Raw genomic sequence first — 22,612 nt, 5'->3', positions numbered from 1 at the left:
AAACCAAAAGGACCTTACATAACAAACTTACTCACGTATCAATAACGTTCGTGTCTTTCCCTGGTGTCTAAACATGGTAGATTTTTTCTTTGTTTGTCAAGGTTTGTGAAATTTCGCAGCACTAATTTTAGTTTCCTCTCTTTCTTGGCCAGTATACAGCACATCGAACACAACAATAGCCGGACAACTAAGCCCGGCTATTGCTATAAAATCAATCAACGTCCGATAACCTTACACTTTCCCCCGCAAAAAATCCGCCGTATAATTCTCCCCCTCCGGCAGTTTCACCAGTTCTTCCGGGGTGCCGGCAAAGGTGATGTAACCGCCCGTATCCCCGCCTTCAGGGCCGAGGTCGATGAGGTAGTCGGCCGATTTGATGATCTCGGTATTGTGTTCAATGATGATTACACTGTCGCCCTGATCGACCAGCGCGTTGATGGCTTTCAGCAGTTTGCGGATGTCGTGGAAGTGCAAACCGGTGGTCGGTTCGTCAAAAATGAAGAGCGTTCCGCCTTTGTTGGCGTTGCCTTTTCCCAGAAACGACGCCAGCTTAACCCGCTGGGCTTCACCACCCGACAAGGTGTTGGACGACTGCCCCAGGGTGATATAGCCCAAACCGACGTCCTGCAACGGCATCAGTTTATCGACCATCTTCGGTTCGGCTTTCCGGAAGTAGCCAATGGCTTCATCGACGGTCATTTCCAGAATATCCGCCACGTTTTTGTCGTTGAGCGTCACTTCCAGAATTTCCTGCTTAAACCGCTTGCCGTTACAGCCTTCGCATTTCAGAAAAATATCGGCCATGAACTGCATTTCGATCTTGACCTCGCCTTCGCCCTGACACACCTCGCAGCGACCGCCATCCACGTTGAACGAAAAGTGCGACGGTTTATAGCCCCGTGCTTTTGCCACGGGCTGTTCCGCCATCACCTGCCGCAGATAATCGTAGGCTTTGATGTACGTAACCGGGTTCGAGCGCGACGATTTACCAATCGGATTCTGGTCGATCATCTCGATGGAGGTGACGCGGTCCAGACTGCCGCCCAGGCTGTCGTGCTTGCCCGCTTCTTCCGAACCGTCGCCCTTCAACCGCGTCAGGGCCGGATACAATACCTTGCGGATCAGCGTCGATTTGCCCGAACCACTCACGCCCGTCACCACGGTCAGCGTGTTCAGCGGCAACCGCACATCCAGATCTTTCAGATTATTCTCCCGCGCGCCGTTCACCTCCAGCCAGTGCGTCGCTTTCCGCCGGAATTTCGGCACCGGCACGGTTTCTTTTCCCGTCAAAAAAGCGAGGGTGTGCGAATTGTTAGTGAAGACGGGGCCGCCCGGCGGTGAAGAGTTATGAGTTATGAGTTGGCTGACGTGTTCTGTTTTTAACTCTTCACCGCCGGGCGGCCCCGTCTTCACTCTTAACTCATAACTCATAATTTCCTCCCAAGTGCCCTGAAACACCAGGTGGCCACCGTTGACACCCGCATCCGGGCCAATGTCAATGAGCTGATCGGCCGCCCGCATCACTTCTTCTTCGTGTTCGACCACAATGACGGTATTGCCCAGATCGCGGAGGGTTTCCAGCACGCTCACCAGTTGCTTGGTGTCGCGCGGGTGGAGGCCAATGCTGGGTTCATCCAGAATATACATCGATCCTACCAGCGCACTACCGAGCGAGGTTGCCAGTTTAATACGCTGGTATTCACCGCCGGATAACGTATTGGTTAGGCGGTTTAGCGTTAAATAGGTCAGCCCGACGCGCTCCATGTAATCCAGGCGGTTGCGGATTTCGGTGAGCAGCCGCTTGCCCACTTCCTGCTGGTGCGGGGGGAGTTCGAGATTCCGGAAAAAACCGGCGGCTTCGCCAATCGGCATCAGCACAATGTCGGTGATGGATTTTCCACCGGCAATTTTTACGTAACTGGCGTCCTTCCGCAGCCGCGAACCCCGGCATTCGGGACAGGTCGTTTTGCCTCGGTAGCGCGACAGCATCACGCGGTATTGGACCTTGAACGTCTGGCTTTCGACGAAATCGAAGAACGCGTTCAGGCCCTGAAAATATTTGTTACCCGTCCAGAGAACTTCTTTCTGCTCCGGTGCCAGATCTTTATACGGGCGGTGAATCGGAAAGTCGAACCGAATGCCGTTTTTGAGCAGCGGTTTTAAATATTCCTCATTCATTTTCTCGCTCCGCCAGGGTGCCAGGGCGCCTTCGAAGACCGATAGATTTTTGTCGGGAATGACCAGATCCGGGTCGATGCCCAGTACTTTACCAAAACCGTCGCACCGGCGACAGGCACCATACGGATTGTTGAAGGTGAACAGGTTGACGCTCGGTTCTTCAAAAACCAGTCCGTCCAGTTCAAATTTATCCGAGAAAACGCGCGATTCTTTGCCCACGACATCGACCCGGCAAACGCCTTCGCCTTCGTTGAAAGCGGTCTGGATCGAATCCGAAAACCGGTACTGACTGTCTTCATCGGGCTGCCCGTCCGCATCGAACTGAACCGTGCTGCGGTCGATCAGAATTTCCAGCGATGCCCCCGGCGCGGGTTCTTTCACGCCCTGTTCCAGCATTTCTTCTATGAACAGCACTTCGCCGTTGGCCACAATCCGGGTGTAGCCTTTCTGGAGCAACACCTTCAGTTCGTCGGCCAGCGTCCGGTCGGGGCGAATGTGGAGCGGAGCCATAACCAGCACGCGCTGTCCCTGTTCGTAAGTATACAGGTATTTAACGACGTCCGTTACCGTATCTTTGCGCACTTCCTGCCCCGAAATGGGGGAGTAGGTGATGCCCACGCGGGCAAAAAGCAATTTCAGGTAGTCGTAAATTTCGGTGGTCGTTCCAACCGTTGAGCGGGGATTGCGGGTCGTTACCTTCTGTTCGATGGCAATGGCTGGCGACACCCCTTTGATGTAATCGACCTCGGGTTTTTCCATCCGGCCCAGAAACTGCCGGGCGTAACTGCTCAGGCTTTCAACGTACATGCGCTGACCTTCAGCAAATAAGGTGTCGAACGCCAGGGACGATTTGCCCGAACCCGAAAGGCCGGTGATCACCACCAGTTTGTTGCGCGGAATGGCAACGTCGATGCTTTTCAGGTTGTGAACCCGGGCACCCTTGATGATAATATACTGTTTGGGATCAAGATGTTCAACGTTGGGTTGCTGAAAGGAGCCGTCAGGCGGCAGACTAACCGATAAATTCATCCTATAAATTTAGCAAAACTCTATCTTTGGACTAACGGTTTTTTTGAAAGGATGGTTTCTTTTTCAATAACGTTTGACACCCAGCCGAAGCAGGAGATGGCGTAACCAACGGAAATACATGGATTCAATTGTTCAGGAAGATATTCTGAAACTTCTGCTGGCGATGGTGCTGGGTGGTTTGATTGGCGCGGAACGCGAATACCGCAGCAAATCGGCGGGACTCCGGACCACGATTCTGATCTGTGTCGGATCGGCGCTGTTCACCATCGTTTCGCGTCGTTTCAGCAACGACGACCGGATTGCGGCCAACATCGTCAATGGGATCGGTTTTTTGGGTGCGGGGATTATTTTCCGGCAGGAGACCAGCGTCAAAGGATTGACCACGGCGGCCACGATCTGGGCCGTAGCCGCCATCGGAATGGCAGTTGGCGGTGGTTTTTACGATGTTGCCGTGGGCGGTTTTATCATCATTGGGGCCACGCTGCTGGTGTTGCCGGCGCTGGCGGCCCGCATTGCCCGCGCCAACCAGGCCCGACAATTCCGAATTGTTACTACCTTTAAACACAAAACGCTGATGGCGTATGAAACGCTGTTTGAAGAATGTGGGTTGCATCCCCGGTTGCAGAGTCAGCAGCGCATTGGTAACGAAATCATTGGCATCTGGCGCGTAACGGGGTCCGAAAAAGCCCACGAGCGATGTATTCAACACTTGTTGAATGACCCGGAAGTAAAAGAGTTTGGGTTTTGAGTGAGGGCATTACTTACTAAAAACCACTATTTTTTCGTTTATAATTCGAGTATCCATTTTTGTTCATTAATCAACTCTATGAACCTCATACAGAAAGGTTTATTAGCAATCATGCTGATAAGCAGCAGTGTAGCCTTCGGGCAAATTACCGAAGATCCCGAAGAACGACGCGGAGAAGGAAAAGACCCATTGAAAACAAAAACGCCGGAAGGAGATCCGTTGCCCTTTTCGCAGCGGCTGCGGTTTGGGGGCGGCATCAGCAATGTGTCTATCGGTAACCCGTTCAGTATTGGCGTCGCTCCCGTCCTGGCATATCAGGCTTCGGAACGGGCTATTGTAGGCGTTGGCATCAATTATGTGTATTACCGGGCCAAGTACTACTATCAGGGCGGTGCCACCGAAATCTACCGGGCCAATCAGTACGGTGGACGGGTATTTGGGATGTATGAGATCGTTCCCAATATCGTGAAGAACCTGTATGTGCACGGGGAATTTGAAAATACAAGTGTTGGCTATCAGAACAACACCATTCCTCCCCAAGATTTGCGACGCTGGGTGAGTGCCGGGTTGGTTGGGTTGACCTATTCGCAACCGATTAGCCGACGGTTTGGTGTGAATTTAACGGCCTTATACAACCTGAGTTACAACGCCGATCCTATCTTCTCGTCGTTCGTTTACGGCGGCAGTCCGTGGGTGATTCGGGTGTCGTTTTTTTAATTGAAAGAAAAGACGCGGGAGTAGAGAATAAAGACAGTCGCAGGAACGGTTTTCTTTATTCTCTACTCCCGCGTCTTTTCTCTCCCTTTTTAGCATTAATGCCATTAGAATTATAAAAATTTCTACTTAATTCGGGTAGATTTTCAAAACCGAATTAAGACCTTGACCACCGAACGGCAACCCGACCCAATTCTCTGGAACGCCCTGAAACAAGGCGACCGGCGGGCTTTTGCCGAACTCTACGAGCGGTATTACCGCATCCTCTACAACTACGGATACAAACTGCTGCCCGACGCGGCTCTGGTGGAAGATGCCATTCAGGATTTGTTCGTGGATCTCTGGCGGATTCAGCAGAATCTGGCCGAAGCCGAATCGGTCAAGTTCTATTTGTTTCGGTCCCTGCGCCGAAGAATTCACCGCCTGAGTGAGAAAGAAAACCGGTTTTTATCCATCGACCAGGCTACATTAGCGTCTCAGACTGACACCACACCGGAGCATCAGTTCTCCGACGGGGAGCAGCAATTGACCCGGCAACTGGCCCAAGCTCTGAAACAACTTCCTGATCGTCAGCTGGAAGTAATCACGTTGCGGTTTTATGAAAACTTCAAAACCAGCGAGATTGCGGCCATTATGGGCATCACCGACAAGTCCGTCCGGAATACGCTCCACAAGGCCATGATCCACCTCCGCGAAAATGCCCGCTATCTGGCTCCGTTTCTGGGGCTTTTGTTTCTTCTTTTGGCATAGCATCCTCTAATAGTCATACGTGATTCGTTTTTTCAGCCCGCGTTTTTAACCGGGGCTGATAGAACCGTGTCGGTCGTAATCAAGTCCGTAAACCCAGAGTCGGGTAGTTTGCCGTTTCGTACAAAAAAACAGCACGTAGTGCCGTATGGAAAATAGCATACCGCAGCTGCAAGCCGGAGATTGGTACGTTGAGCGAGTGCGTAGGAATCAAAACGCCATTGGCACTTGTGTCCGAAAAAAGACAGGTGATGTCCACTTTTGGACACCACCTCATAAGGACAAATATAGTTAACTACTTGGTAGTCAGTTGTTTGCATTTAAATAAGCGGGTGTTGGCAGGATATTTGTTCTACAAAAGTTAAAGTATTCCTGCTTTACGAATCGTTGTTTCCTGACCAACCCCAGTCCACAGGGACATAGACTGGTATCCCAGGTAATGCAGCGCAAAAGAAATCCATGAGTAAGTACTAAAATCTTTACTTTGTGAAAAGGTCTCACCGCTTCCTACTTATCTTAGCCTTTCTGGCTCAGCCCCTTCTATCGAATGCTCAGGCCAGCAGGGCACTCGACAGTTTGTTTCATGCCTTAGATACAGCCCATGTTTTTAACGGGAATGTGCTCATCCGTGAGAAGGGTCAGACTACTTTCCAACGGTCAGTTGGCTTGTCAGACTTAAAGACCTCTAAAAAGCATTCGTTGCATTCCGCTTTCCAGATTGGCTCCATCTCCAAGACGTTTACCGCCGTGGCGGTCATGCAACTAATCCAGCAGCATAAACTTGGTCTTAAAGATAGTTATCAAAAATATTTCCCGGATTTTCCTTTCTCACAGATTCATATCGACCATTTGCTTTCGCATACGTCAGGTCTGCCCGACAAGGAAGAATTATTCTTTCCGCTAATTGATCAGGACTCAACCCGACAAATAAGCAACCACGATATTATTCCGGCTTTAAAGCAGTCGAAGAAAGCACTGGCTTTCTTACCGGGCAGTCAATGGCGTTACTGCAACATCGGCTATGCCTTACTGGCTACTTTGGTCGAAAAAATAAGCGGTGAACGGTTCGGCGATTACTTGACTCGTCATATCTTCCGCCCGGCTGGTATGAAGCACAGCTACCTACTGGGCGACTTTCCCGGCGATACCAGTTATGTGACGGGCTACTTGGTTCGTCACCATTATCTCAACGACATGGAAAGTATTGGCAGCAGCCAAAAAGTCAGGCGCTGGACGTTTAATCTGCGTGGGCTTTACGGGCCAACGAACATCGTCAGTACGACCGGCGATCTGGCTACCTATGCCACTGCCCTGGACGAGCACAAGTTACTGAGTAAGGACATGCAGGACCTGGCCTTTACGCCCTATCAACTAACAGACGGCACTCTGGCCGCTCCCGGCGGTGAGTTTGGGGCGGCTAACTATGGCTTAGGTTGGTTTCTGCCCACCAACACCCAACTGGGTCGAATTGTCATGCACACCGGTCGCGAACCTGGTTTCTTTACCTTCTTCTGGCATGATCTTGCGCACCATCGGACCATTATTTTACTCGATAATGCGGAGAGTACCGGTTTTGGCATGGCCTGCAAGCAAACGATCAATCTGGCTTACCAAACTCCTTTTTTCGGGACGAAACAGCCCGGCAAGCGGTCGCTCTTCCTGCCTTACATTAGAACGTTACTAAAAGAAGGGCCGGATGCCGCTGCGACCTTATTCAACCAGCTCAAAGCCGACACCGCTCATTACTTTACCGACGAGCGGGAATTGAACGAACTGGGTCTGGAACTTCTGTCAGACCACCATGACACCGCTGCGCTGGAAGCCCTCAAACTAGCGACCTTGCTTTACCCGCAGAGTTGGAACACGTATGATAGCTACGGAAAAGCCCTGCTGCAAAGTGGTAGACGCAAAGAAGCCATCGCCATGTATCGCCAATCGGTCCTGATGTTTCCCGGTAATTTGCCGGGCCAAAAAATTCTGAATGAATTGACGAAGGACTAGTGAAGGCCCTATTTGTCTTTCAAGCGGTTTTACTCACTCGAATCAGAAGGTAGCACGTACTGAAAAGGGGCACAGTTCTGCTGAAAATTACCACAGATGCTTTAGACGCTTCTTCAATCGGCTTTCAATACCGCTTCACACTCGCATACGAACGCCCTTCAACCGAGCCCACGATTCAAATCGTGGGCTGGTGCAATTACATTGTCCGTAATCCAACGCGTAAATCCAGAGTCAAAATAAAAAAATCAGAAAAGGAGGGGACACTTCGCCATTTCACCGCTCTTGGTAGAAGAGAGCGGAATATTCATCTATTTTATTGCCCGGATGCAATGAATGCCTATACGGATTATACCACCGAAGACTTTGCTGAAGATGATTTTTTCCGACGCTGGGTGCTGGCACCCGATGCCGAAACCGATTCGTTCTGGCAGGGATTTCTGGCTGAGCATCCGGAAAAAAACACGGTTATTCTGACGGCCCGTTCACTGTTGCAGGCCGTTTCGCAGGTGCAGACCATGCCCACGGAAGCGCAGGGACGACGGATGTGGGCCGCCATCGAGCACCGCACCACCGGTTTACCCGGGCTGGAGGAACAACCGGACGCCGATGATGAAAACCGCTGGGTTTGGCCAAAAATCAGACGCCCGAACTGGTTCCAGCTGGCGGCTGCTGTAGTGTTGCTGGTGGGAATAGGCTGGTGGTATATGCTGCGGTCCAAACTGGCCGAACAGCCGGGAACCTATTCCGGACTGGTTGCTCAATCGAAGATTGATCTGATCGAAAAAATAAACAACACCCCGCAACCGCTGACCGTCCGGTTTGAAGAAGGCAGCACGGTGGTCTTGCAACCCGGTAGCCGGGTGAGTTACACGGCCACGTTTACGGGCGAAAAACGGGAAGTGTATTTGTCGGGCGAAGGATTTTTTGAGGTCTCCAAAAATCCGGAAAAACCCTTCATGGTATATGCCAATGGATTGGTTACCAAAGTGATCGGAACCAGTTTTGTGGTTCGGGCGCTGGAGGAAGCCAGGGGCGTAACGGTCATTGTGCGAACTGGGAAAGTAGCGGTTTTTCCGATCAAATCGCTTGATCGAAACCAGCCCGAAACCGGGCAACCGGCGGGAGCGATCTTGTTAACCCCCAACCAGCAGGCCTTTTTCGATACCGACAGCGACCGGCTGACCCGCAAACTCGTGGAAGCTCCGGTGCTGATCAAAACGCCCGAACACAACCAGAACTTTATTTTTGAAAATACGCCGGTTGCGGAAGTGTTCAAAACGCTGGAAACTTCGTATGGCGTGTCGATTGTCTATGATGCGAAGACGTTGAAAAGCTGCAACCTGACCGCCCCGCTGGGCGACGAACCGCTGTTCCGAAAACTCGACATCATCTGCCAGACCATCGACGCTACCTATGAAGTCTGGGATGCAAAAATTGTGGTAACTGGAAAAGGCTGCCAACCAACGGAATAAATCCTGAATGAGTGATGCGGTTGCGTTATTGGGATGCTAAAAAATAAAATAGTACAAATAACTCATAACTGAATCTTAAACCCTGATTGCATGAAGAAACACTGACCTGTTGATGAAAAAAGCCGGAACAGAACCGTACTGTTGCGACCAGTACGGCTCCATCATCCCGGCGAATCAGTGCCCTCCCTTGCTTTACCGGTATTGCGACTACCCTGAAAAACGGGGACGGGGATTGTTTTTGCCTCCACTTCTGAAAAATGTTGAACAAAAACACTGCTAAAAGTATGAAAAAACTGCGGGATTATTCCCCAACTCTTTGCCAGATTATGAAGATTACTTGCGTACAGTTGGTGCTGGCCGTAGTCTTTGCCGGGCTGACCCTGGCCCGAAATGGAATGGCGCAGGAGCTGCTCAATCGATCGATCTCTGTTCAACTGGAAAACAAGGACTTACGGACCATTCTGAACCGATTGGAGAAAGCCGCGAACGTAAAATTTACGTACGTTCCGCAACTCATTTCGGTCGGTAATAAAGTGACACTCCGGGCCGAAAACGACCGGCTGGAGGTGGTACTGAATCGTCTGCTGAAACCGCTGAACATCACCTACCAGGTTTCGGGCAATTACATCGTGCTGAAAAAAGAACCGACCAGCGCGGTGTTGCCCGAAGAAACGACGCTGGAAGCGCCAGCCCTGATGGCAGAGATACCCGTTACGGGTACGGTGACAGACGAAAAAGGCGAAGGATTGCCGGGCGTCAGTGTGTTGCTGAAAGGCACGCAACGCGGCACGGCAACCGATAGCAAAGGCGCATTCCGGCTGGCGGTGCCCGATAATTCGGCGGTTCTGGTGTTCAGTTTTGTGGGTTACAGAAATCAGGAAATAACCGTTGGTTCACAATCGACCCTAAAGGTTCGGCTGGAAGCGGACGAAAAATCACTCAACGAAGTCGTCGTGGTCGGCTACGGAACCGTGAAACGTTCCGATCTGACAGGTTCGGTGGCCAAAGTGGGCGAAGAAAACATCAAAGCGACGCCCATCGTGGCCCTGGATCGGGCCATGCAGGGCCGGGTGGCCGGTGTGCATGTGACCACCAATTCGGCCCAGCCCGGTGGCTCAACAACGGTCCGTATCCGGGGAACGGGTTCGGTAAATGCGGGGAATGAACCACTGTATGTGATTGATGGCTACCCAACCGGTAATCTGAACTCCATCAATCCCAATGATATCGAATCCATTGAAATATTAAAAGATGCCTCGGCGACGGCTATCTACGGCTCGCGGGGCTCCAATGGGGTCGTTATGGTTACCACCAAGCGCGGCAAAGAAGGACAATCAAGGGTCAATTTTGAGAGTTACTACGGTGTTCAGTCGGTCCGTCGGAGCGTTCCGCTAATGAATGCCCGGGAATATGCTGAATTTATCAACGAAGCCCGGATCAAGGGCGGCAGCACGGCCTATTTCGACGGTTCTTCGGCCGACCGTCCATTGCCGGCGTCGCTGGGCGAAGGCACCGACTGGCAGAAGGAAGTGTTTCGGGAGGCACCTATCCAGAGCTATCAGATGAGCTTCACGGGGGGCGAAACGAAAACCCGGTACGCGATATCGGGAAGTTATTACGACCAGCAGGGCATCGTCAAAAACTCGTATTTTAAACGCTTTACGCTTCGTGCCAATCTGGATCGTGACGTAAAGTCGTGGCTGAAGATCGGTTTATCGATGCAGGGCGCCTACACCAAATCGAATGCAGCCCGGACGGAAACCGACGGCGGGATTAACAGTGGCGTTACGACATCGGCGATCAACTACGCGCCGGTTTTTCCGGTTTACAATAGCGCAGGCAGCTATTATCTGGATCAGGGTTCTTTAAACGGCAATCTGGTCGATAATCCGGTGGGGCTGGTGAACGAAATCACCGACCAGAATCTGAACACCCGGCTGCTGGGAAATGTGTTTGCCGATATAAAGCTGGCCGAGGGATTGACGTTCCGCACGAGTTGGGGGGCCGACATCCTGAATACGAAATCAAACTATTATGCTACCCGGAAGATTCGTCTGGGCGCTACCTCCAACGGAAGTGCTTCCGTCAATTCGGGCTTTAATCTGAATTGGCTCAACGAAAATACGCTGTCGTACACCCGAACCATTATCCCGAAACACACCCTGAACGCCCTGATCGGGTATACTACGCAAGGATATCATAACGAAGGAATTACGGCGAGTGCTGTCAACTTTACCGACGACTTTGCCCAGTTCAACAATCTGGGGGCCGGAGCTACGCTGCAAACTCCATCCTCATCGGCGAGCGATTGGGCGCTGGTTTCGTATCTGGCCCGCCTGAACTACAACTATGATGATCGCTTTCTGCTTACGCTTACCGCTCGACGCGATGGATCGTCGCGGTTTGGAACCAACAATAAGTACGGATTTTTCCCGTCGGGAGCCTTGGCCTGGCGCATTATCAATGAAAAATTCCTACAAAATCAGAAGGTATTGACCGACCTCAAGCTCCGGACCAGTTATGGCCTGAGCGGGAATCAGGCCATTGGCGATTATCAGTATTTATCGGGGTTGGGCGTCAGTACGGCGATCCTGGGCGGAGCTTCTCCCGTTTTGCGGACTGGGTGGACCCCCACGGCCATCAGTAATCTGGATTTGCGTTGGGAAAAGAATGCCCAGTTTGACGTAGGGCTTGATGTTGGCTTATTGAATAACCGGATTCAGTTTACCGCTGATTATTACATCAAAACGACTTCTGATTTGTTGTTTTCGGTTAATATTCCCCAAACGACCGGCTATAGCACGGCCCTCCGGAACATTGGCAAGGTAGAAAACCGGGGCCTGGAACTAGCGTTGTCAACGATCAACATGGACAGAAAAGGCTTCCGGTGGAATACTGAGTTTAGTATGGCCGTCAACAGCAACAAAATTCTGACCCTCGATGGTCGCCCTGAATTTACGACGGGCAGTGGAATCGGTCACCTTCAGGTATCCAACACCGTGTTATTGAAAGTGGGTGAAGCGCTGGGTAATTTCTACGGACGGGTAATGGACGGCATTTTCCAGAACCAGGGGGAAATTGACAATTCGGCCCAGAAAACCGCGAAACCGGGCGATATCAAATACCGGGATCTGAACGGTGATGGAATGATTAACGACAACGACCGCACCATCATCGGAAATGGGTATCCTAAACTCTTCGGTGGGCTGAACAATACCGTAACGTTTAAAGGCTTTGAGCTGAATGTCTTTTTTCAGGGCGTTACGGGAAATCAGATCCTGAATTACCTGCGGTTTGATCTGTATAATCTGAACGGAAACAACAACCAGGCCGAGGAGGTGGTCAACCGCTGGACACCAACCAACCCGAGCAACGAAATTCCACGGGCCACGCTCACGGGTGGTCAACGGATTCTGTCGACATTCCAGATTGAAGATGGGGCCTATCTGCGGCTTAAAAACCTTTCCCTGGGCTACAACCTGCCGTCTGCGCTGCTGAACAAAATTGCCGTTCGGAATGCCAAAGTATACGTAGCGGCCCAGAATTATCTCACGTTTACAGCTTACAAAGGCTATGACCCGGAGGTGAGTCGCTTCGGTACTACATCGATCAGCCAGGGGATGGATTACGGGGGGTATCCGGCAGCTAAAACACTTCTTGTTGGTTTAAACCTGACCTTCTAAACGCCTTTATATCATGAGATTCTCTATTTTTCTTCTGTTGATAACCGGCTTCCTGACGGCCTGTTCGACCGATCTGGATTTGAATCCGCTCGGTTCTCAATCGGTCGGAACCTACTACAAAACGGCTTCCGATGCGGAGGCCGCGGTGTTGAGTATGTATGGTCAGTTGCGGGGAATGTACCGCGATGAAATTGTCGTTACGCCGAATGTGATTGCCGCCGACGATGGCATTCCGTTTCTGACGGGGAATGCCGACCGGGTGGCGATGTGGCGATATGGCCTTATTTCGACCAATACGTTTGTCGGAAACATCTGGAGTAATGCCTATACCGGCGTTCAACGATCCAATCTTGTCATCAGCCGGGTTCCGGCCATTCCGATGGAGGAGGCTACCCGGAAAAGCTACGTTGGAGAAGCTAAATTTCTACGGGCCATGCACTATTTTACGTTGGTCCGTTTTTTTGGCGATGTGCCGCTGGTGACCACCGAAACGACTTCACTGGAAAATGTGAACGCAGCACGGTCTTCGGTCGATGAGGTGTATAAGCTGATTGAAAGCGACCTGAAAGAAGCCGAAACGGTATTGCCTAAAAGTTATACGGGCAACAACATCGGTCGGGCAACATCGGGTGCTGCGAAGGGCCTGCTGGCCAAAGTCTATCTGACCTGGGCGGGGGCCAATGCAAGCTCACCGTATTGGGCACAGGCGGCTGCCAAGGCGAAAGAGGTGATCGATTCAGGAATTTATGATCTCTGGGCCAATTATGCCGATGTGTTTGACCTGAAAAACCGGGGTGGAAAAGAATCCCTTTTTGAAGTCATGTACATCACCGATCTGGCGGGCAACAATTTTACCACGGGGTATGCCCCGCGTGGAGCGCCCATCGTACCGAGTACGGGCAGCGGTATTTTTCGGGTCAGCAAAAGCTTGTTCGATAGCTACACGGCCGCCGATAAACGCAAAGCAGTCACGTTCCTGACGTCGTATGTTCATCCGACGACCAAAGCAGCCGTTACCCTGTCGACCGATGATGCCGATCCCGCCCGGGCCGTGTCGTTCTGGAAATTGGCCGATATAACCGCTACCGTTAGCGGGGGAGGGGGAAAAAGTTTTAGTGTCCAGCGCTTTTCGGATATTCTGCTGATCTATGCGGAGGCACTCTCGGAAGCCAATAACGGCCCGAATGCCGAGGCCTATGCTGCGATAAATCGGGTGCGGGTGCGGGCGGGCCTTCAACCACTGAGTGGTCTCAACCGGCAGCAGTTTAAGGATGCCGTTTTGCTGGAACGCCGGCTTGAGTTTGCCTTTGAAGCGAACCGGCGGTTCGATCTGGTTCGGACAGGACGTTTGCTGGATGCGGTGAATGCCGAAACGTCGTACGGTCGGAGTCCCGCCATCAAGGCAACCAACGTCCTGTTCCCCATTCCGCAACGCGAAATGGATGCAAATTCGGCTTTAAAACAAAATGACGGCTATTAAACGCGAACGCAATGACTTTTCGAAAACAACTCCTAGTCCTGGTTTTCCTGCTTTCCTGGAAAGCCCAGGCCCAACAAACCTATGATGTCGTCGTGTATGGCGGAACACCAGCGGGGGTCATGGCAGCCATTCAGGTCGCGCGCATGGGGCAGTCGGTGGTCGTATTGGAACCGGGTAAGCATCTGGGGGGCATCATGGTCGAAGGGCTGGGCGGAACGGATATCGACAATCAAAAAGATTTTCAGAATAGCCCTGCCGTTGGGGGCCTGGCCCTTGAATTTTACCGGCGGATTGTCAAAGTCTATGGCCGTAGCGATGAATTTGAAGAGGTGCTGCGTACCAGAACCAAAAAAGCAGACATCTGGCGCTTCGAACCGCACGTGGCCGAGCAGGTAATCAAGGACTGGGTCGCCGAGCATAAGATTGTCGTGGTGTATGAAAGCCAGTTGCTGGAAACACCGGGGGCTGTCTCGAAAAAAGGTACAGCCATCCAGCACATTAAACTTACCAACGGAAAAACGTATCGCGGAAAAACGTTTATCGATGCGACATTGGAGGGCGATTTGCTGGATCGGGCCGGGGTCAGTACGGCCATCGGTCGTGAAGCCAACAGTGTTTATAACGAAACCAAAAACGGCATTCGGGCCGACACGGACCACAACCAGTTTGCGGTGAAGGTAGACCCGTACAACGTGCCGGGCGATCCCTCCAGCGGGGTGATTTATGGGGTCTCCGGCGAGCCGCTGGGAGAGCCTGGCTCAGGCGACCACCGTCTCCAGGCCTATTGTTTCAGAGTCTGTTTGACCAACAAGCCGGAGAACCGAATTCCGTTTCCGAAACCGGCAAACTATGACCGAAAAAAGTACGAATTATTCGAACGGTATCTGAAAGCGGGCGGGCGGTTGTATCGCCCGGGTGCGAACATCCCGAATCAGAAGACGGATTTTAACGGGGGCCGGGACGTATCGCACAACCTGAACGGGATGAACTATGCGTATCCGGCGGGAACGTACCAGAAACGAAAGGAGATCATTGATTCCCACCGGCATCACACGCTGGGACTTTTCTACTTTTTGGCAACGGATCCCGAAATTGGCCGACTGGATCCCGATCTGCAAAAAAACTGGTCGCAATGGGGACTTGCCAGGGATGAATTTACCGACAATGGCGGCTGGCCCCGGATATTCTACGTACGCGATGCCCGCCGGATGGTATCCGACTACGTGATTACGGAACACCATGTCAAAAAAGACAGCCCGACGCCGGTTGAAGACCCGGTGGCCCTGGCCTATTGGCCTCCCGACGTACACAATGTTCGTACCCTCGTAAAAGAGGGCTTTGCGTATAATGAAGGATTTGTGTTTGGCGGCCATGATTGGCAACCGTTACCCATTTCATACCGGGCCCTGGTGCCCAAAGCCTCGCAATGCACTAATCTGCTGTCGGCTTCCTGCCCGTCGTCCAGCCATATTGCTTACGGAGCCATTCGGATCGAATTCACCTTCATGGCCCTGGGGCAGGCCTGTGGCACGGCGGCCGTGCTGGCGAATGAAAAACGCGTGGCCGTTCAGCAGGTTTCATACCCCAAACTACGGGAACGGTTGCTGGCTGACCGGCAGGTGATTCTGCTCGAAAAGACCGACGCACCCGCTAAGTAAAAAAACGGTCTTCGGGCCTTTCTGGTACATGACTGCCGGTAGACTCAAATTCCTTCTTGTATACGCTATTCTTTTCCTTTCGTTGCCTGGGAACGGAGTTGGGCAAACGCCCGACTTCTCCCGGGTGCCGGGAGTGATCGTTACACACAGTCCGGCGTCTTCCGGGCTGTACATCGGTTCGCCCAGCCTTTGCGTGTTGCCCAATGGCGATTACCTGGCGTCCCACGACCTGTTCGGCCCTCAATCCAATGAGTTCGTGAAACCCAATTCGCGGATTTATCGCTCGACCGACAAAGGCAAAACCTGGACGCAGATCGCGGAAATCAACGGACAGTTCTGGTCAAAACTCTACGTCCACCGCAACGGTTTGTATTTCTTCGGAACCGACAAACACCACGGAAACACGATCATCCGGAAATCCGACGACAACGGCGTGACCTGGACCAACCCGACCGACGGCGACCACGGCCTGTTGCTGGCGGGCGAATACCACTGCGCCCCGGTGCCGTTTCTGGAACACGACGGGCGGCTCTGGCGGGCGATGGAAGACGCGATGGGACCGATCAAAAAGTGGGGTAAACGCTACGGCGCTTTCATGCTGTCGATGCCGCTGGAGGCCGACCCGATGAAAGCCGCGAACTGGACCAGCAGCAATGTGCTGCGGTATGATTCGACGTATCTGAACAACGGTTTCGGCGGCTGGATCGAAGGCAATGCGGTTTTGAGTCCTAGCGGTGAAATGCTGGATATTCTGCGTGTCGATCACAAAGCCTCACTGGACGAGAAAGCCGCTTTTGTAAAAATCAGCCCGGATGGCAAAACCGCTGTGTTCGATGTCAGCACCGGTTTTGTGCCGTTTCCTGGCGGCAGCAAGAAATTTACGATTCGGTATGATCCGACATCAAAGCTCTACTGGACGCTGACGAATTACATTCCGCAGGAATTCAAGCAGGCCAATGCCGGAAAAAACCCGGCCAGCTTGCGGAATACGCAGGCATTGTGTAGCTCGAAAGACCTGAAAACCTGGGAATTACGCCAGGTCGTGTTGCAGCACCCCGACGTTGCCAAACACGGTTTTCAGTACGTTGACTGGCTGTTTGAAGGAAAAGACATCATTCTGCTATCGCGCACGGCGTATGATGACGGCTTGGGCGGGGCGCACAACAACCACGATGCCAACTTCCTGACGTTTCACCGAATCAAGAAATTCCGAAAAAAAACGGTGGCGAGTTTATAATAAAGGTCGATCCGGCAGCGATTTCCCTGGCAGAAGTAATTCCTAAGAAGGCGGTTTCATTCGTTTTTTGCTCCTGTCGAGACCCATTTTCTATTTTTAAAACGCAGAAAGGTACTCTGACTGACGGGTTGCGGAAGTTGCCGGTTAAGTTCTGCCAAAGCCTGCCGCGAATCGTGAGGGTATTTGGACAGGGCTTTCTGAACGGCTTCTACATGGCGGGGATTGGCCGGGTTTAATTTGGGCTTCAATCCCCGCCCCGTTTTGTCATACAATCCGGCCATTCCCCTTTTTTTCCACCGGTTTAACCAGTTATAAATACTCCGCTGATCTACGTTAAAAAGCTTGGAAAGCTCCGAAACATTCATCCCATAATAATGATAAAGAACACATTGGCATCGCTTTTCGAAGGGTTTTTCGGTGCCAGCACGCACGATTTGACGGAGTTGCTGAAGATCTTCTTTATTGATATACATAGAAACTACAGTCTAAAAATAATTCATTGACTAGTTTGATAAATCCGTGCTTTGGCCCTGAACCAGGCCGTTATTTTCACTCAGTACGGTTTGATCAAATGGGATGAAGCGTAAATACCTTTTCGGCTTTTTACGGTGTTTTTAGACAGAGAATCAGAAGAAGTAAAAAAATAAACCAGTGCTGGTAATTGAACGATAAACGTTATACGTTTATCAGTTGCTGCCATTCCTGTTCCAATCGCCACAGATGGCAGCGAATGGGCGAGCCGTCAAACGCTTCGACCGGTAAATGAATACAACTTACAGGGTCGGATAGAGAGGCTGATAACAGCAAAGCCCCTCCCCGGACATACTGATTGAGCACTTCCAGCGCTGATCCCAGATCCGGCCGTGTAAAACTGATTTGTTGATAACCCCACACAGGAGACAGTAAACAGGCGCAAATGGTTGTTTCCATAATCCATTGAAGTTTGCAGCGGGTTTGAAAAGGGTATGGTCTTGCCGGGCCAGATTTTTGACCGATCTTATACGGACGATCCCGTACTTTTTTTGCCAATCGATTGCGGGCATGGATTGCATCTATCAGGCTTACATCGTGCTGTTGGGTGGATTCGTCAAAGATTTTAATACCTTTTTGATTCCAGAAAAAATGTGGAATTAATTCGGACATACTATCGGATGAGTTTAGGAGTATTACACGACTTCAATAAGTATATATTGTTCAGAATTTATGCTTATCGATATGAGATATCGCTAAGCATAAATCCTTTGTCATGCACTAATAATTAGACATAAATATTGAAATCTCTTTGATTTAATTCATTATTTATATTGTTATTATTCAATATTTTATTAGTATTATTTATATAATATTGCAATTGTGTTAAAATAATCATGTTTTTTTTAGAAATAATCTAGATTGATTCATAATTATTTTCAGACAAAAATATGCTACCCAATATTCTTTGGTTATTTATACAAATTTTGAGTTTTATACTGGATTGGTTTATGAATTGAATAATAATAGCACCGGCAGGAATTGTGTAGAGGATCAAGCCGCTTTATCAGATTGATTTTGCCAGATTTTACGCAGTAATATAGCCCTCTAATGATAGCCTAGTCTGATCCTGAAGCGCTTTTTTGCCGTTACTGAAAATTTTGCTGTCGGGGGTTTTACTGTAAAACGTTTCGGTAACGAATCTGGTCATTGGCTGATTCCCCTTTAACCAGATGAGTGGTTTTCGTGTTTAACAACTACACGATTTCATCAACACGGCTCCTATCATGAAAAACAGAGATGTTATGGCTACCGGTTTGCAATTTCCGGAAGGTCCGGCTTTTACCTCCGACGGAACGCTCTGGTGCGTCGAGCAGGAGGGTGGCAGCCTGTTCTGGCTCAAACCGGATGGGACAAGCGGTCGGGTTCACGTTGGCATTGGGAGCCGCCCGAATGGACTGTATATCGACGACCGCGATCGGCTGTGGTTTTGCGATTCGGGTCTGCATGCCATCCGTTGCATCAATTACCCCGGTCAGGAACCCGAAACCATCGTCGATCACATTGCCGACGAACCGCTCAACTGGCCTAATGACCTGATTTTCGATCCGGAAGGCAACCTGCTTTTCACCTGTCCCGGTTCGCCCGACGACGACGAACCGGGTTCCGTCTGCGTGTGTTCGCCCGTGGGCGAGGTGAAAAAAATCTCCGAAAAACTATTCTACCCCAATGGCCTGGCCTTTTTGCCGAATGGCCGAACCCTGCTCGTGGCCGAAACGCACCGCAAGCGCATCTGGGTCGGCCGCTGGGATGCCGTTGGTCTGAACTGGATCGATCCGAAGGTTTGGGCCGAAACCGGTCCGGATGGTTTTGGCCCCGATGGATTGACGCTGGGGCCGGATAACCTGCTCTACGCAGCTATTTACGGCGGCAGTTGCCTACAGGTTTACAAGCCAACCGGCGTTTTATCGCATACCATCAAGCTTCCCGGCGAAAATCCCACCAACTGCGCCTTCGATCCCACCGGTCGACTCGGCCTGGTGGTGACGGAAAGCGAGAAAGGGCAATTGCTGCGGATTGAAGTTTAAAATAATATCGAATACTAAATAACGAACACCGAATAACGAAGTAACTTCGCCCGATACCCACTTTGTTATTCAGTGTTCGTTATTCAATATTCATTATTCGCTTTTATTTTCCCCCCCTTTCCAACCTTTCTCCTTCTTTTCTGCCCTTTAGGGTGAACGTTCAACCCTAGCCTGGCTCCTTTGACGCTGACGCCCGATATATCGGAAAGTGAACTCGTTGACTTCTGTCTGCGAAGGGATCGGCCTGTGGCGCAGCGGATGGCACAGCGGCTGTTGTTCGAGCGGTATAAACGGGCGATGTTTTCGGTGGCCCTGCGGATTCTGAACGATTATGACCACGCCAACGATGCCTTGCAGGATGCGTTTGTGGAGGTGTTCCGGCATCTGGCATCGTTCCGGTTTCAGTCGACGCTGGGGGCCTGGATCAAAACGATTGTGGTTCGGCAGGCGTTGCGAAAACAGCAACTCGAATGGCGGTTTGAAACCCTTGACGAACAGCTTCACGATCAAGCCATTGAGGTGCCGGACACGATAACCGGGGCGGTTCTGGATGCAGCCATTCGGTCGTTGCCCGACGGTGCCAGGGCGGTTTTTGTGCTGGCCGAAGTCGAAGGGTATAAACACCACGAAATTGCGGCCATGCTGAACATTTCGGAAGGGACCTCCAAATCGCAGTTGAGTTATGCCCGAAAATTATTGCGAAAAAAGTTATCGGAACCGCCGGGCGGCCCCGTGGGATTACACGGATTAGAAGATTAATAGGATATACACGCTGATGGACCTGCTCAAAGCCCTGCAAAAGTTACCCGAACACGAACCCCGGCCCGATCTGTGGGATCGGATCGACGCGGATTTGCGGGCAGATGCAACGATCGACCGGGTGCTGGACGACTTGCCGGTTTTTGACCCGAAAGCTGATGCCTGGGAACACATTGCCGGGCGACTGGAAAAACCGGTGCTTCGGCCGTTGCAGAAGCCCTTGTTACGGTGGACAGCCGCAGCAGCCGTTGCTGCGGTGGTGATGGGGCTCTGGCTGGTGTTGCAACCGGCTTCGGACGAAAAAGTCACGATTTCCTACCAAACTGAGGTCATTGAAACAGAATTGACGGTGGCGTCGGAACCAAAACAATCGGCTGCTGATCAGAAAGTGGAAACCTTTATCAACGAACAGTGTGCGCAGCAAACCGTCGTCTGTCAGAAACCGGAGGTGAAGGAACTGAAACAACACCTGAACGAATTGAGCAGCCGGAAAGAAGCCGTCGAGCAGGAATTGCTGGTGTTTGGCAACGACCCGGCGCTGGTGCAGGCCCAGATCAAGATTGAAAACGAACGCGCCGAGGTGACCAAAGAACTCGTCCGGATTTTAACGATATGAAAACGCTGTTTTTTCTACTGACTTTCGTAACGATTTCCACCCGGGCCCAAACCCGGCTGCAGGTGGTGACGAAAACCGTGGAAAAAGAACTGGCCTACAGCACCGGCCAGCGCGTGAATCTGACGGCCCAGAAAGCCGACATTACCATCAAAGGCTGGAGCAAAGCGACGGTGCTGGTGCGGCTTAAACTGATTGCCAAACACCCCGAGCGCGAGGTGGCCGAACGCGAACTGACCTACCTGAACTACGACATTCAAACCCGCAGCAATGTGATCGACCTTTCCAACCGTTTCACGATTCCGCAGCGGGCGGGCGCGATCAAAGGCAATCTGAAGGCGGTTTATGAAATCTGGGTGCCGACGCGCTGCGCCATAAGCCTTCAGAACACGTTCGGCGACGTAATCCTCAGCGATCTGGCCGGCGACACGAGTTTGAAGGTGGAATTTGGTAAACTCTCTATTTCCAACCTGAACGGAAAAACGACGGTGGTTTCTGATTATGGCGACATCGAAGCGACGGAGTTGGGCGGTTTCTTTACCATCAAAGCCGAAAAAGCCGAAATCATTCTCCACGATCTGAGCGGCAATGGCACTATTCAAAGCCGGTACGGCAAACTCTCCATTCAGCCAGCCGCCAGCCTGACGGCCCTCACGGTTCAGGCCGCCCGCACCGAAGTGTTTCTGTATCCCAAACGGCTGGACGATTTTCAGTATGAGATCGAGACGACGTATGCGACGATCCAGGTACCTGAGCTATACAGCGGACACCTGGGTGCCCACAAGCGACGCTTTCGATACGCATCCAGCGGCAGTAAAGGCACCATTTTCGTAACGAATTCATACAGCCCGGTGATCATTCAGCCAAGCGTGGGCGGGGTGACACTGGCGAAGTAAAACACAACCCATTTCTGAAATTAACCTCAATACGGTATGAAGCGGATCATCTTTACACTTTTCTCTTTCTTTGGTTTCTATGCACTCTACGCCCAATCTGTTGGTGAGCAAACCGTTACCTATTCGCAGGAAGAGTGTCAACTGACCACCAGCGAATTACAGCGGTTCATTTGCTACGTGACGAGGGCCAATGTGGAGGAGAAGACCTTGTTGAAAATCGGTATTCGACCCAATTCTCTCTCTCCTTTATTCACTAATAACAAAAATGTGGACTTAGGTCTCAATCTGGAAGTATTGGCCGAACAAAAAATCAGCCCGGCTTTTTCCGTGCTGGTAGGCTTAGACTATATTCCTCAGTATAGCTCGTACAGACAATTTGTAAATACTAAGCCAGGAGTGGGACTTAAAGTGCGCTCGTTTGGCAATCAGGCCAAGGCTCGGTTCGGAGTTCGTCACTATTACATGATGGCGCGACGTATCCGGGAAGGTAAAACCGCCAATAATTTTTCAGGGAATTATGTCGGATTACAAGTCGACCGCCCGGTGATCTATCAGTATACTCGTCATGATTATGATTCGCAGACAGGCACCCCTTATACGGATAAGACTAGTATTCCATTATTCAGATTAAATCAGCCTTCGCTAGAGCTTACGTGGGGAATGCAGCGACGACTCTGGCGCTTAGGCTATATAGACGTAAGCGCAGGACCCAGAATGACTTTTATTGGCGAAAGTAGTATTCCAGTAGTGTATGAAAAATATACGTCGTTCTCTTTTCAATTTAACGCATTGATCGGCATTGGGTGGTAATTGCCAAAACCGTATAAAACCTGATTTCA

At 51.2% G+C, this 22,612-nt stretch carries 17 protein-coding genes; 14 read left to right on the top strand and 3 right to left on the bottom strand.

The window, feature by feature from the left end; translation table 11 throughout:
• Positions 1-231: 231 nt before the first annotated feature.
• The gene (locus FH871_RS30065; RefSeq protein WP_138995049.1) at positions 232-3,207 is read right to left on the bottom strand and encodes an excinuclease ABC subunit UvrA; all 2,976 of its coding nucleotides are present in this window, start codon (positions 3,205-3,207) and stop codon (positions 232-234) included.
• A 118-nt stretch (positions 3,208-3,325) separates the two neighbouring features.
• Between FH871_RS30065 and FH871_RS30060 the strand changes: the two genes are divergently transcribed.
• From FH871_RS30060 to FH871_RS30020, 9 genes are all read left to right on the top strand, one after another.
• The gene (locus FH871_RS30060) at positions 3,326-3,955 is read left to right on the top strand and encodes an MgtC/SapB family protein (protein WP_138995048.1); all 630 of its coding nucleotides are present in this window, start codon (positions 3,326-3,328) and stop codon (positions 3,953-3,955) included.
• Positions 3,956-4,033: 78 nt separating this feature from the next.
• Positions 4,034-4,672, top strand: coding sequence for a hypothetical protein (locus FH871_RS30055; RefSeq protein ID WP_138995047.1), 639 nt, complete (start codon positions 4,034-4,036; stop codon positions 4,670-4,672).
• Positions 4,673-4,834: 162 nt separating this feature from the next.
• Positions 4,835-5,419, top strand: coding sequence for an RNA polymerase sigma factor (locus tag FH871_RS30050; RefSeq protein WP_229317718.1), 585 nt, complete (start codon positions 4,835-4,837; stop codon positions 5,417-5,419).
• Between the two features lie 483 nt (positions 5,420-5,902).
• Entirely contained in the window at positions 5,903-7,417 is a 1,515-nt protein-coding gene (locus FH871_RS30045; protein ID WP_138995045.1) for a serine hydrolase domain-containing protein, read from the top strand.
• Positions 7,418-7,746: 329 nt separating this feature from the next.
• Complete coding sequence (locus tag FH871_RS30040; protein ID WP_138995044.1) at positions 7,747-8,889, top strand: FecR family protein; 1,143 nt, start codon at positions 7,747-7,749, stop codon at positions 8,887-8,889.
• Between the two features lie 326 nt (positions 8,890-9,215).
• Positions 9,216-12,572, top strand: a complete 3,357-nt coding sequence (locus FH871_RS30035) for a TonB-dependent receptor (protein ID WP_138995043.1) — start codon at positions 9,216-9,218, stop codon at positions 12,570-12,572.
• A 13-nt stretch (positions 12,573-12,585) separates the two neighbouring features.
• Positions 12,586-14,052 carry a RagB/SusD family nutrient uptake outer membrane protein gene (locus tag FH871_RS30030; RefSeq protein WP_138995042.1) on the top strand — a complete coding sequence of 489 codons (1,467 nt, stop codon included), beginning with the start codon at positions 12,586-12,588 and terminating at the stop codon, positions 14,050-14,052.
• Positions 14,053-14,063: 11 nt separating this feature from the next.
• Positions 14,064-15,710: an FAD-dependent oxidoreductase gene (locus FH871_RS30025; RefSeq protein ID WP_138995041.1), complete on the top strand. Its 1,647-nt coding sequence runs from the start codon at positions 14,064-14,066 to the stop codon at positions 15,708-15,710.
• Positions 15,711-15,792: 82 nt separating this feature from the next.
• The gene (locus tag FH871_RS30020) at positions 15,793-16,947 is read left to right on the top strand and encodes a sialidase family protein (protein ID WP_171063001.1); all 1,155 of its coding nucleotides are present in this window, start codon (positions 15,793-15,795) and stop codon (positions 16,945-16,947) included.
• 56 nt (positions 16,948-17,003) lie between these two features.
• Here the strand turns inward: FH871_RS30020 and FH871_RS34030 are convergent, their stop codons facing one another.
• A complete protein-coding gene (locus FH871_RS34030) occupies positions 17,004-17,420 on the bottom strand; it encodes a helix-turn-helix domain-containing protein (protein ID WP_138995040.1) in 417 nt (138 codons plus the stop codon).
• A 202-nt stretch (positions 17,421-17,622) separates the two neighbouring features.
• A complete protein-coding gene (locus FH871_RS30010) occupies positions 17,623-18,090 on the bottom strand; it encodes a hypothetical protein (RefSeq protein WP_138995039.1) in 468 nt (155 codons plus the stop codon).
• A gap of 614 nt (positions 18,091-18,704) precedes the next feature.
• Here FH871_RS30010 and FH871_RS30005 point away from each other — a divergent pair.
• The 5 genes from FH871_RS30005 to FH871_RS29985 all read left to right on the top strand — a co-directional run bounded on the left by FH871_RS30005 (position 18,705) and on the right by FH871_RS29985 (position 22,583).
• Entirely contained in the window at positions 18,705-19,505 is an 801-nt protein-coding gene (locus FH871_RS30005; protein WP_138995038.1) for an SMP-30/gluconolactonase/LRE family protein, read from the top strand.
• Positions 19,506-19,685: 180 nt separating this feature from the next.
• Positions 19,686-20,264, top strand: a complete 579-nt coding sequence (locus FH871_RS30000) for an RNA polymerase sigma factor (protein ID WP_229317716.1) — start codon at positions 19,686-19,688, stop codon at positions 20,262-20,264.
• A gap of 16 nt (positions 20,265-20,280) precedes the next feature.
• Positions 20,281-20,880, top strand: a complete 600-nt coding sequence (locus FH871_RS29995) for a hypothetical protein (protein WP_138995037.1) — start codon at positions 20,281-20,283, stop codon at positions 20,878-20,880.
• Positions 20,877-21,773: a hypothetical protein gene (locus tag FH871_RS29990; RefSeq protein ID WP_138995036.1), complete on the top strand. Its 897-nt coding sequence runs from the start codon at positions 20,877-20,879 to the stop codon at positions 21,771-21,773. The genes FH871_RS29995 and FH871_RS29990 overlap by 4 nt, the downstream gene beginning before the upstream one ends.
• 36 nt (positions 21,774-21,809) lie before the next feature.
• A complete protein-coding gene (locus FH871_RS29985; protein WP_138995035.1) occupies positions 21,810-22,583 on the top strand; it encodes a hypothetical protein in 774 nt (257 codons plus the stop codon).
• Positions 22,584-22,612 lie beyond the last annotated feature (29 nt).

This window comes from Larkinella sp. C7 (assembly GCF_006149005.1).
GTDB lineage: Bacteria > Bacteroidota > Bacteroidia > Cytophagales > Spirosomataceae > Larkinella.
Note: the sequence above shows the minus strand (reverse complement) of the source record. Positions and strands in the feature narration are given on the sequence as shown.